This window comes from Arthrospiribacter ruber (assembly GCF_019343195.1).
Lineage (GTDB): Bacteria > Bacteroidota > Bacteroidia > Cytophagales > Cyclobacteriaceae > Arthrospiribacter > Arthrospiribacter ruber.
This window is the reverse complement of the sequence record NZ_RPHB01000004.1, coordinates 97883-110663: the sequence shown is the minus strand read 5'-3', so window position 1 is coordinate 110663 and position 12781 is coordinate 97883. Positions and strand designations below refer to the sequence as shown.

The following is a 12781-nucleotide window of genomic DNA, read 5'->3' as shown; positions in this document are numbered from 1 at the left end:
TTCAATAGGTGCTTCTTTTGATGTTGTCACAAAAAATGGCTGTAGCCACTCCAACATTTAACGACTCCGCATTTCCAAAGCGTGGTATGGTTATTTTTTGATGGACATGTGCCTCCAGTTCTTTAGATATCCCGGAAGATTCATTTCCCATGACAAGAATCCCGGATTTTGGGAAAACTGTTTGATAGATGTTTTTCCCATTGAGAAAAGCCCCAAAAATGTCGAGTGGCGTATCATTGAAATATTCCAAAAGATCAGTGTACCAAATTTCCACTCTTGTAAAACTTCCCATACTGGCCTGTAAAACTTTAGGGTTGTAGAAATCAGCGGTTTCCAGGGATAGCATGAGCTTCTTAATACCGTACCAATCTGCTATTCTAATGATAGTCCCTAAGTTACCAGGGTCCCGCACATCATCCAAGGCTATGATCCATTCATCCTGCTCTAAAGAAAAAGGTACTTCTTCCTTGATTTTTGCCACAGCTAGGGCACTGTCATTGGTTTTAAATGCCCCCATGGACTCCAGCACTTTTTGTGTTACCAAATAGGTCTCTCCCCTAAAATTGTCCACCAATGCCCTATTTTCCAAATAATATTTATCGGTATAAATTAAATGGGTGGAAAGATAATCTGAATGGAGGAGTTCCGTTACATTTTTGCTCCCTTCCACAAAAAAAGATCGCTCCAGCTTCCGGAATTTTTTCTGTTGTAAGGATTTAATAAACTTAAGCGTATTTTTGCCTAACATTCGGTAATTGCCAGCTAGTGAATAAAGCCAAATATATAAACTTTCTTTTTCTGCTTTTTTTATTTTCTGCATGTTCTTTAACCAAAGGACTGCAAGAGGGGCAATACCTTCTTTATGAAGTAGAAACAAAAGGAGTAAAACAGAGCAATAAATCTGAAATCCAAAACCTGATCCGGCAGACGCCCAATACCAGAATACCATTGCTCAATTCCTCCTTAGGAGTGGCGATTTATCGCTTTGGAGAATGGACTTTTGACAGTACCAAACATATTCAAAGGCAGCAAAGACTGAAATTGGAGCAGGACAGCCTGATTGCCATTCAGGATACATCCTCTTTGAGCGGTAGGCAGGGGCGCCGGCTTGTAAAAGTCACGGATAATCTCAATAGTATTGAAAAAAAGCTTGAGTATGGCAACTTCTTTATGCGGACTGGCAACCCTAGGGTTTTACTTGACAGCATTCAGGTGGTTGAGAATGCACGGCAGATGGAGTTTTATCTTTTTAATAATGGTTTCTTTGATGCAGAAACAGATTTTGTGGTAAGTACAACCGGGAAAAAAGCCCGGGTTCAATATCTCATTACGGAAAACAGCCCATATAATATTGACAGTGTTTTCACAAGATCAGATGATCCCAATATCTATGAGTTACTCCAAACCAGGGAAAACCGTAGCCTGATCAAACAGGGAAATATTTATGAACAGGGAGCTTTGACACGAGAAAGGCAACGCATCGAAGACCTTCTCAAAGAAAATGGTTATTACACATTTACCAGGTCTTACATAGAATATAATGTCTATAAGGACACTTTGGAGAAAAGTGTACAGATCGAGCAGATCATAAGGAAACCTGTGTATGCTGACTATCATCAGGTCTACACCTTAGACTCTGTATATTTCAGTATCGATCCACCTTCCAATGAGTTTGTAGATCATGGTTTAAAAACCAGGTATAGAGATATCAATTTTGAATTGTATGAGGACAAATATTCAGAAAAGATAATTGCCTCAAGGATTTTTATGAGAAAAGGTGAGCTCTACAGCAGAAACAATGTCATAGAGTCTCAAAGGCAGCTGGCAAATCTGGATCTGTTTCGATTTGTCAATATCGCTTTCGACACTGTAGGTAACACGCTCAGGCCTAGAATATACACTCAGCCTAATCAGAAATATCAAGTAACCAATCAATTGGGAGCAAGTATTACCGAACAGGTTCCTGGTCCGTTTTTTAGCCATTCACTAAGAAACAGAAACCTCTTCAGAGGTGCAGAGATATTTGAGTTCTTTTTCAGGGCCGGTCTTGAAGGTGTGGTGTCCGCTACCGGTGAGGGAGGTGTATTCCGAAGCAGAGAATTGAATACTTCAGGATCTGTTATCTTTCCTCAGTTCCTTATCCCTTTTGCGAGTAATACCCTTGATAAATTTGGCCGGTACAATCCCCGTACGAGGACGCTATTGGGTTACAATTATGTGAACCGTCCTGAATACATCAGAGAAAGTGTCAATGGGATCATCGCATACAGTTGGAATACCAGAGACCTAAGGCAACAGTACACCTTCAATGCCGTAGATGCGAATTTTATCCGTTCCAATCTAAGCAACGACTTCCGGGAGCTCCTTGAAGATTTACAAAATCAAGGCAATAACCTCATCAACTCCTTCCTTCCCTCCTACGTCAGCAGTATTTCGGGACAGGTAATTATAAATTTCAACCAATATGGAGCATTCGGAAGGAACAGAGCTTCTCTATTGAGGCTATTTGCTGAAAGTGGGGGAACAAGTCTCAATTTCGTAAACAGGGAATTTATCGAAGACAGGAACTTGGCTTATTTTCAGTTTTTAAAATTTCAGGCTGATTTCAGAAGATATATTCCTCTTAATAGACAACAGACTTTTGCCTACCGGCTCAATTTGGGTATGGCCCGCCCGTATGGGGTATCCAATGGCGTACTTCCTTATGAAAAATATTTCTTTGCCGGAGGTAGTACCGGTATCCGTGCCTGGCAGCCAAGGCGTCTTGGACCAGGTTCTTTTACTCCTGATTTACTGGAAGATGGAAGTTTTGATTATAGGTTTGAGCAACCCGGAGAAATCCTTTTTGAAGGAATGTTTGAACTAAGGTCAAAGCTCTATGGGTACTTTGATGGGGCATTCTTTGTGGATCTGGGAAATAGCTGGACATTTGCAGAAGACCCGACAAGACCTGGGGCAAATTTTGAATTCAACAGATTTTTTAATGAAATTGCGGTCGGTACTGGCCTCGGCTTAAGGATGGATTTTGAATTTTTGGTCCTGAGACTGGATATGGGTGTCAAAGCTCTGGATCCTGCAAGACCAATAGGTCAAAGATTTATTCTTGGCAATTTCTTCAACAGATTTTTGGGAGAAAGAGGTCAGACTGTATTCAATATAGGAATAGGATATCCATTTTAACTATTATTTATGAAAACGTACGAAGAGTTTCTAGATTCATTGAAAGAAAGTTCACCCCCAAAGGAATTGTCCACACAATTGCTTGCGCTGTGGTATGACGCCAATGGAGATTGGGATAAGGCCCACAGCTATGTAGACGGACCTACCGACCCTGTTTCGCATTGGATACATGCCTATCTTCACAGAAAAGAGGGTGATATGTCAAATGCTGATTACTGGTACAAAAAAGCAGACAAATCAAGACCTGATATACCGCTCGATGAAGAATGGTCATTAATTGCCAAGCAACTTCTATCTTTTACTCAATAAAAATAGAGTAAGAATTGGTCATAAAAAGACCCAAACCACTTTTACGGTTTGGGTCTTTTAAAAGAAGTCTTTAATATTTTTTTAACCTTAGCATCCATCTGTATAACTTGAATCAGATTGTTATAAATACAAATAATCAAATAGTCTGGAAGTTGAGGAGTTATTGTATTAGCATAAAATGACCAAATTTTTTTTATTCCGTTTGTAAATTTTTGGGCCCTAATCAATTGAAAATCATTTTTCCTCAGATGAACTTTCCACTTCTATTTCTCTAAGCTCTACTTTGACGGCTTGGGCTTTTGGAGTGACACTCCCTCCTATTTTTTCGGCTATATAATAAGTTACTTGCGCTCCAAACAAGAAAATCACCACCGAATAGTACACCCAGATCAATAGGATCACTAAAGAACCAGCTGCTCCATAGGTAGAACCCAGGTCACTGTTGCCCAAATATATTCCGATCAGGTACTTTCCGATTCCAAATAGCACCATCGTCACAAAGGCGCCAAGCCAAGTATCCTTCCACCTTACGTGGGCATCCGGTAGAATTTTGTACATCAATGCAAATACCACAACGAGAATAACCTGTGCTACTATAAAATGCGCAATAGCGGCAAGATTTATCGGAAGGTCTATCAGGTATTCTGTAAGGTAATTGTTGGCGATTACCAATACCGCATCCAATATCAGAGAGATCAACAATATGAAACCAATTGATGCGACCAAAGAAAAGCTCAAAAGCCTGTTAATGGCAAATTTGATCAAACCCTTTTGTGGTTTTGGTTTGATGTGCCAGATGTGATTGATGGCATTCTGTAAGCTGACAAAAACTGTGGTAGCACTGAAAGCCAAAATCAGAAATGCCACCACATTGGGTATACCTGACTGCTCAGTTCCGTCGAAGTTATCCAGAATTTCTTCCAATGTTTCTCTACTTTCTACCCCTGCTAGCGCTTCTACTTGTATCAGTACTTCATATTGAAAATCGGCTTCCGAAAAAAAAGTCATACCTATATTTAGGATTATAATCAGCAAGGCAGGAAGACTGAAAATCGTGTAAAATGCGGTACCCGCTGCTAAACCAGTAGATTCTCCAGAAGTAAAATCCTTTACACTGTCAATCAGAATTTGAAAAACTGTTAAATTCTTTAGCTTTTTGATCATCATGGTTTATTTTTCCCAAAGATCACTTAGGTTATACGGGCTTTTGGAACCAGTGAAAAAAGACCCGTCTATAAAACGGTAGGAAGTACCAATATCCAGGAGCTTTTTCAAGTCATCTGTATCCAATTCTATATCCTCTGCTTTCAGGTTTTCTTTAATTCTGTCTTTGTTTGTTGATTTTGGGATGACAGCGATATCGCGGTGAACTGCAAAGGATATCAAAACCTGTGCAGGGCTACATCCATGCTTTTCAGCGATTGCTTTGATAGTATCATTTTCCAAAAGGCTGGGTTCATCATCCTTTTTGATGGAAGTAGCACGGTCTCCCGAACCCAAAGGTGAATATGCTGTCACCAACATGCCATGGGATTTACAGAACTCCACAAGCTTCTTTTGTGGCAAATAAGGATGTAGTTCTATTTGATTCATTTCCGGCTTTATTTCTGCAGTCTGGAAGATTTCTTCAAGCTTGGCCCTATTAAAATTAGACATGCCGATGTGTCTGGTAAGTCCTTGGGCATGGGCTTCTTCCATTCCTGCCCATGTCTGTGCCAAGGGAACATCCTTGTAGGTATAAAACTCCTCCCTTGTCTGGGCAAAGCCCACCCCGGCTTTGAAAGCTATGGGCCAGTGAATCAGGTACAGATCCAAATAGTCTAATTTGAGATCTTTTAAGGTTTTGTTCAGTGCTGGTACTACATCTTCAAACCGATGTGAACTGTTCCATAGCTTTGAGGTGATAAAAATCTCTTCTCTTTTAACCAACCCGCTTGTAAAAGCTTTTTCAAAAGCGTTTCCTACTTCTTTCTCATTATTGTAAACAGCCGCACAGTCAATATGTCTATACCCAGCTTCCAAAGCCCACAAAACGGCATCATATACTTCACCGGGCTTTGATTTCCATGTGCCTAAACCTATTATAGGCATTTGGTCTCCATTTTTAAAAGTTATGTATTTCATATTTCGTTGGTTTGTTTTAAGCTTTCTTAAAGCTACACATTAATCACGCATCTGGTTAAATTATGGTTAATCTTCTTCATTGAATTTTTTGAGATAATTTTTAAATCTGTTCATTACCCAAAGGTGAAGCTTTGCCTGGGTATTGATGTATACATACCAAGGAAGGCGGGGCACAAATTCATGAATGGCTGAGATGATGTGCCTTCCATCCATTACTTCTCTGAATTCCAGCCAGCCGTAATCAAATCTTTTGACCAACCAGCCGCCAGAGATATAAAACAGCTGTCTTTTCACATCGCTTCGATCCGGTACCCATTTAAGGCGCAGCATGGGATTGTTTGTCCTTAAGAAAAAATAAAACCGTACTTCGCCATCTGCTGTTTCCTCCGCATTGATCAAAAATGAAAAAAAAGTTGGCAACCAAAGCTTATACCTATTGGCGACCCACATTGCGCTTTGATGTCTTGTACCTGGAAGTCTTTGTATACTTCTGACGGTATTCATTTTCCCATCACTTGACTTAAATTCAGGTAATTTTGGTTTTTCAGCATCTGGATCCAAAGCGTCTATCACAGCCTCTTTATATGTCTGGTATTGAATATCTGCCTGATCAAATATCAAATCTTCGGCTACTGTAAGCGTATGCTTAAGGCTGTGTACAAGAGGAGAAACCAAAGAATAAGGTGTTTCTCCAAAAAAACTTACCCAAAGCTTGGAAAGCCCCACAGAGAACACAGGAACTGAAAATATCCACCTTCTTTTGCCCATTACCTTGGCTGTTATTTCCAGCATTTCCTTATAGGTCAGGACTTCAGGTGAACCTATCTCATAAGCCCTATCATAAGTTTCCTCATTTCCTATACAGACATCCATGATCTCCAGTGTGTTTTTAAGAGAAATGGCTTGGGTATGCGATAGTGTCCATTTGGGACACATCAGCGCAGGCAGTTTGCGCACAAGGTTGTAAATCATGTCAAATGAACTTCCTCCCGGGCCTACAATGATCCCTGCCCTCAGTGCTGTGACAGCCACGCCTTTTGAACCTAGCGTTTTTTCCACCTCAAGTCTGCTTCTGAGGTGCTTCGACATTTTTTTTACATCTACTTCCTTTGGAAGAATGCCACCCATATACACAATTTGTTGTATGCCATTTGCGGCAGCTGCCCTAGCAAAGTTGTCTGCTAAGAGTAAATCCGTGTCCTCAAAACTTCCTTGGTTAAGCCTCGTGGAGGCACTCATGGAATGAATCAGATAGATCGCGACATCTACTTCCTTTAGGGCCTCAGTGGTAGAGGTAATGGAAAATAACTCCACTTTCCTCCATTCCACTCCTAAGTGTGGATTTTCCTCAGCTTCATTTCTGCTTAAGGCTACAATATTGTATTTGTCCTTAAACTTATGGATAAACCAACGGCCTACATACCCACTTGCTCCAGCTATAGCGACAGTTTTTTTCAAATCAAAAAGTAGGTTGTAATGATAAAATCATGGCTTCTGCAGCTTTTCGTCCTGAAGTCATGGCTGCATTCAAGGATCCGTATAACAAATGATCCCCTGCCAAAAACACATGATCATATGCCTTACTTTCAGTCGCAGGAAGCGTAATACTGAGGTCATCTACCTCAGGCAATGCTTCCTCAATCTCATAAGTTTTGACATGTTCAAAAAACTCTGCATTGATATTGGTCAGGGCGGAAAGTTCTATGCTGATCAACTTCGCAAGCTTGTCATCCAATGGCACAGGCTTGGTAATCGATACAGATAGCAATGCCCGTCCATTGGTAGAATAAGCTTTGCTGACATCAGTCATAAAAACAATGTTGTTGGATAAAAACTGTTCATCCGGTAAAAGTCCTATCATAGGTTGTGCAATGAATGATTTCTCCAGAGAAAAATACAGATTGATTACTTTTCGGTAAGGTTTTATCTGTCCTGATAGTTGGGGTATTAATAAATCAGGCCTACATGCAACAATGATTGCGTCGGCAGCAAGATTTTCTCCTGATTCCAATTCAATGGTGGTTCCCTGAAGTCGTTTTACCTTTTGCCCAAATCTGATTTCTGTATGCATAAGTTTGCTTTTTAGCTGCTCGGGAATGACCTGCATGCCCAATTCAGGGACAGCAGCATGCCCTTCAGCAAACATTTTAAATACAAATTGGAACATCCTAGAGGAAGTCCTTAAATCATTTTCCAGAAAGATTCCCTTGAAGAAAGGTTTGAAAAAGTTATCGATGATTTTAGACGAAAACCCATATTCAGTCAAAAACTGTAAGGTGGATACGGAAGGTTCTGTGAAAATTTCCGCATCGCTCTTGCTCTTTACTTCCTTGGTCAGTTGGTACATTTTTATTTTGTCCATGAAAGTACCTACCTCAGAAAAAGCCATGCTTAATGCTTTAGAAGGATCTCTTAAAGGATCGTGTACCTTAAATGTATTTCCAGGTTTGAATATGATAGCTCCAGGGTCAAAGTATTTGAGATTTAACAGTTGGTAATCTAAGTACCTTAGTGCTTCTGGATAGGCCGTCAATAATACCTGAAAGCCACGGTCTAGTAAGAAACCATCTTTTTGGTCGGTTCTGACCCTACCACCTACTGCGTCGGAGGATTCCAAAATGACAGGTGAAAATCCGGCTTTTTCAAGTTCAATGGCAGCGATCAGTCCTGAAATGCCGGCACCGATAATGTAAACGTTTGATTCTTTCTTCATAACAAATAGGTATACAGATATGACCAAATAGAAATAAAATTGTTTTGAACAAAATTTTATACAAGCATCCAACCAATCAAATCACTTATACACAAACTTTGTATTTCATTTTCAATTTACAGAATGGAAAGGGTATCTTCCAATGAAAAATCACCTTTAAATATGAAAGCATTTATTCAGGTCTATTTTGTTCTCTTAATACTTGTAGCAATCCTTCCATCTGTGCATGCACAGTCAGCCTATTTCCCAACAGAAGGAGATTGGGAAGAAAAAAATCCAACAGAACTTCAGGTAAAGGCTGATAAACTCAAAGAAGCAATTGATTTTGCGCTCAAATCCGAAAGTACTGCTGACAAAAACCTCAAACTTGCCCATTACCAAAGTGCCTTTGGAAGAGAACCCTTTGGATATCCCGTAGGCCCTATGAAAGACCGTGGCGAAGCCACTGGATTAATCATTTACAAAGGATATGTTATCGGAAAATGGGGAGACCCCCATAGGGTAGATCTGACTTTTAGTGTTGCCAAAAGTATATTGTCCACTACTGTGGGACTAGCAGTGGATAAGGGTCTCATCAAAAGTGAAAAAGACCTGGTATATCCATACATGGCTCCTATTATCCCTTATGAACCAGGCAAATCTGCCATCAATAAAGCGGATCATCTTTTTGAAGAGGATGTTTTTGAGCTTTTTGACACTCCGAACAACAAAAAAATCACATGGGAACACCTCCTGAGGCAAACATCGGATTGGGAAGGCAGTCTCTGGGGAAAACCTGATTGGGCAGACCGTCCTCAGGGTAAACCAGAAGAGTGGATCAACAGAGAAAGGAATGAACCCGGTTCCGTGTACAAGTACAATGATACCAGGGTAAATGTACTGGCTTTGGCGGCATTGAATGTTTGGAGGAAACCACTTCCCCAAGTACTGAAAGATCATGTCATGGACAAAATCGGTGCGAGCCACACATGGAGGTGGACCGGTTATGAGAATTCATTTGTGATTTTGGATGGGCAAATAGTCCAATCCGTGAGTGGAGGTTCGCATTGGGGTGGTGGATTGTTTATTTCGGCTTATGACCAGGCCCGTTTTGGCTATCTGACTTTGAAAAATGGATTATGGAACGGCGAAAGAATCATCTCAGAAGAATGGATATCAAAATCCAAAACACCAACACCGGTGCAGACCAATTATGGCTTTATGAATTATTTTCTAAACACGGACAAAAAAGAAATCCCTGCCGCACCTGAATCCGCTTTCTTTCACTTAGGTGCAGGCACCAACATGGTATATGTGGACCCTGAAAATGACCTGTTGATTGTCACCAGATGGATCAAAAATGAAGACAAAGCCGAATTGGTAAAATTGATTTTGGAAAGTATTCCAAATGCCAAAAAATAATTGGTCCTTATCTTTTACTAAAAAAGGGATAGCTGTTGGATCAGCCATCCCTTTTCATATTTATGATGAAGTATAAATCAATTTTCTCCCTGATTGTCTACCACATTGCTCCTGCTTCCAAATCTTGATTTCTTTTTAGGGGTATTTGCTTCTTCTGTTTGAACAGGAAGGTTTTCTCTTGTAGGGAGTGTTCTTTTGGGCTCGCTCTTGCTTGCATGACTGATCTCTCTTTTAGGTAAGTTGCTTTTCTGCCCTGAGCCTGAAGCCTGGCTTTCCTTTCTTGAAGAACCTTTCTTGGTATTTTTTTTTGGATCAAATTTGGGTTTCTTCTTAGCCTTATCCTTGGAATAAGCTCCTTTGGACTCTTTGTATTCAGGACCTTTTTCGAATCCTTCAGGAAGTGGATGTTTGTCCACCTCAAGACCAATCAGAGATTCAATTCTCCTGAACTTATACTGATCCTTGTCATTGACAAAAGTGATGGCCTCTCCTTTACTGTCTGCTCTTGCTGTCCTTCCTACTCTGTGCACATAATCTTCCGGATCATTTGGGGTATCAAAATTGACCACCAGCTCAATTCCCACTACATCAATCCCTCTGGATATGATATCCGTACCGATCAGGATTTTCAGGCTCCTATTCTTGAAGTTGGACATTATCTTCTCCCTTTCAACCTGTTCTAAATCAGAGTGAAAAGCTTCCACTTCAAAATCCTTTTTTAATACTTTATAAAGGCTCTTTACCTTTTCTTTTGTGCTGGCAAAAATGATCACTGCTTCATAATCCTTTTGCTTCAGAATACTTCGTACAAGTGCTTCTTTCTGCGAATCATATACCAGGTATGCAGACTGGGTAACACCTTCAGCAGTTTTACCAAGCGCTAAGCTGATTTCTTCAGGTTGATTGAGCAGTTGCTTCGAGAACTGACGGATTTTTGGAGGCATGGTAGCCGAAAAGAGTACCGTCTGTCTTTGTTTTGGCAAGTAATTAACAATGGTAAGGATATCATCCGAAAATCCCATATCCAACATCCTGTCTGCTTCGTCCAAAATCAAGTGCTTCAGTTTATCCAATTTGATTTTACCTCCGGCCAGCAGGGCGATCAACCTTCCTGGAGTTGCCACAATGATTTCGGCCCCTGTTTCAAGAGCTCTTTTTTGTTGCTCCCATACCACTCCGTCACCACCTCCATATACCGGGATAGAACTGATACCTACAAAATAGGCAAAGCCTTGAATCTGTTGGTCAATCTGTATGGCCAATTCCCTTGTTGGTGCAAGAATCAAAGTATCCAGCCCTGATTGGCCGGAGGCTGCTATTTTGTTCAGAACCGGGAGAATGAAGGCAGCTGTCTTACCCGTGCCGGTTTGCGCACATGCAATAAGGTCTTTTCCTTCTAATATTGCAGGTATAGCCTGTTCTTGTATTGGGGTTGGCTTTTCAAAGCCCATTGCGTCCAGTCCTTCTTGAAGACTGGATTCAAAATTAAATTGACTAAAATTCAAAATCATTCATTTAAGTGTAAACATAAGCCCAACCTATCAACAGCAGTTGCATGGGTAATCTAAGCAATAAAATCCATTTAGGGATCCCTTTACTGCCTTTTTGATACATGTATACATTGGCAGGAAAAACCGCTACAAGCAATAAAATGATGCCGTAAGCAGCAATAGACCGGGTAGATTCAAACAACAAACCAAAACCCAAAATAATTTCAAATAATCCGGCCAATGCATTCAATAAAGCTGGGTTAGGCAAATATGGGGGAATTATTTTAATATACATCCTTGGTTTGATGAAATGCATCACTCCCGCAAAAATATAAAACCCACTCATCAAGTAAAGAAATATCAAGTACATACAGATTTTTTCAGTTTTTTAGAAATCAATAATTATATTACGACTAAAGTACTGTTATTTCTGGTAACATAATAAGTCAAAATCAATTCCTAACTGTGAATATCTTCACTTATGATCAATTCTATTTATAAACTTTTTGCAGCCCTTGGCCTAATTATGATAGTAGGTTCTTACAATAATGTTTCAGGACAGGCCGGTGATGAAAAATTTACAATTAAAGGTCAACTAAAGGATGGACTCACAGAAGGTAGAATCAATGGTGCCAGCGTCACCCTGAGAGAAACTGCCTTTGCTGCCAATTCCAAAAACGGAGGTAACTTTCAGTTGGAAAATGTTTATTCTAACCGCTTTATTCTTAACATCAACGCGGAAGGTTACCAATCGTACCAATCTGTGGTGAATGTCAGGGGAAATGTGGATTTGGGAATGATTACTTTATTTCCCTTGGGTTATGAAAATCCTGAAGAAAACGCCCTACAAAAAACCATAAGGGCGACAAATATCTCTGAGCTGTTTACAAAAAGACCCAATTTCATTGGCGGTAACCAAGTATTTGGCATTCCGCCTGAACCAAAGAGGCTGGAAGGTAATTTCTACCTGGATCCAAAATGGAATAAGGCTTCCATTTTGCTTTACAGGGATTATGAAGTTTTGGAAGGATATTTCGCAAGGTACAACATCAGCACCAATACTTTTGAATTGCGGGTAGATGAAGAAGATATGATCACTACCCTTCCAGGACTAAGGGTGCAGAATATTGTTTGGGTAGATGAAAGCGCCAACGTACCGCGGTATTTTGTCAATGGAATGGATTTTAAAGAAGATGGAGTTCCTATTTCCGGCTTCTTTGAGGTTTTGGTAGAAGGTCAATTGCCTTTGGTACGAAGGACTATTGCTTCCATCCGTTCTTCAAATTATAATGAAGCCCTCATGGTCGGGGAAAGAAATGATCAGGTGAAAAAGAGAAACTCTTACTATTACATTCAGGACAAAAACATACATAAAGTTCCTACCTCAAGAAAAAAGCTAGTTGCCATTTTTGGAGAGCAGTCTGAGGAAATGGAATCTTTTATCAAGGACAATTCACTAAATCTCAAATCACCATCAGGCTTATTTACAATATTCACCCACTACAACAGTAGGTTTGATGGGTACGAGCCCTTAATTCCCAAATTACTTGAAGATTAATCCAAA

Annotated in this window: 11 protein-coding genes; 4 read left to right on the top strand and 7 right to left on the bottom strand. The window is 40.2% G+C overall.

Translation table 11 applies throughout. The features are described 5' to 3' along the window. Window position 1: 1 nt before the first annotated feature. Window positions 2–748: an RNA methyltransferase gene (locus EGN73_RS09325; protein WP_219289440.1), complete on the bottom strand. Its 747-nt coding sequence runs from the start codon at window positions 746–748 to the stop codon at window positions 2–4. Window positions 749–765: 17 nt separating this feature from the next. Between EGN73_RS09325 and tamL the strand changes: the two genes are divergently transcribed. Continuing rightward, a complete protein-coding gene (tamL, locus tag EGN73_RS09320) occupies window positions 766–3180 on the top strand; it encodes a translocation and assembly module lipoprotein TamL (RefSeq protein WP_219288671.1) in 2415 nt (804 codons plus the stop codon). A gap of 9 nt (window positions 3181–3189) precedes the next feature. Next, the gene (locus EGN73_RS09315) at window positions 3190–3489 is read left to right on the top strand and encodes a tetratricopeptide repeat protein (RefSeq protein WP_219288669.1); all 300 of its coding nucleotides are present in this window, start codon (window positions 3190–3192) and stop codon (window positions 3487–3489) included. A 234-nt stretch (window positions 3490–3723) separates the two neighbouring features. Here EGN73_RS09315 and EGN73_RS09310 read toward each other — a convergent pair whose 3' ends face one another. From EGN73_RS09310 to EGN73_RS09295, 4 genes are all read right to left on the bottom strand, one after another. Beyond that, complete coding sequence (locus tag EGN73_RS09310) at window positions 3724–4656, bottom strand: YihY/virulence factor BrkB family protein (protein ID WP_343207100.1); 933 nt, start codon at window positions 4654–4656, stop codon at window positions 3724–3726. 3 nt (window positions 4657–4659) lie between these two features. Continuing rightward, window positions 4660–5613: an aldo/keto reductase gene (locus tag EGN73_RS09305; protein ID WP_219288667.1), complete on the bottom strand. Its 954-nt coding sequence runs from the start codon at window positions 5611–5613 to the stop codon at window positions 4660–4662. Between the two features lie 66 nt (window positions 5614–5679). Further along, window positions 5680–7071: an NmrA family NAD(P)-binding protein gene (locus EGN73_RS09300; protein WP_219288665.1), complete on the bottom strand. Its 1392-nt coding sequence runs from the start codon at window positions 7069–7071 to the stop codon at window positions 5680–5682. A gap of 1 nt (window position 7072) precedes the next feature. Then, the gene (locus tag EGN73_RS09295; RefSeq protein WP_219288663.1) at window positions 7073–8326 is read right to left on the bottom strand and encodes an NAD(P)/FAD-dependent oxidoreductase; all 1254 of its coding nucleotides are present in this window, start codon (window positions 8324–8326) and stop codon (window positions 7073–7075) included. Between the two features lie 162 nt (window positions 8327–8488). On the opposite strand from EGN73_RS09295, the gene EGN73_RS09290 reads away from it, so the two are divergent. After that, window positions 8489–9727 carry a serine hydrolase domain-containing protein gene (locus EGN73_RS09290; RefSeq protein WP_219288661.1) on the top strand — a complete coding sequence of 413 codons (1239 nt, stop codon included), beginning with the start codon at window positions 8489–8491 and terminating at the stop codon, window positions 9725–9727. A gap of 77 nt (window positions 9728–9804) precedes the next feature. On the opposite strand, the gene EGN73_RS09285 is transcribed toward EGN73_RS09290, so the two are convergent. Together EGN73_RS09285 and EGN73_RS09280 are read right to left on the bottom strand one after the other, a co-directional pair. Then, window positions 9805–11238: a DEAD/DEAH box helicase gene (locus tag EGN73_RS09285; RefSeq protein WP_425515024.1), complete on the bottom strand. Its 1434-nt coding sequence runs from the start codon at window positions 11236–11238 to the stop codon at window positions 9805–9807. A gap of 4 nt (window positions 11239–11242) precedes the next feature. After that, window positions 11243–11587, bottom strand: coding sequence for a DoxX family protein (locus tag EGN73_RS09280; RefSeq protein ID WP_219288659.1), 345 nt, complete (start codon window positions 11585–11587; stop codon window positions 11243–11245). 111 nt (window positions 11588–11698) lie between these two features. Between EGN73_RS09280 and EGN73_RS09275 the strand changes: the two genes are divergently transcribed. Then, window positions 11699–12775 (top strand): carboxypeptidase-like regulatory domain-containing protein, encoded by a 1077-nt coding sequence (locus tag EGN73_RS09275; protein WP_246611527.1) that lies wholly within the window; start codon window positions 11699–11701, stop codon window positions 12773–12775. The last annotated feature ends 6 nt before the right edge of the window (window positions 12776–12781 follow it).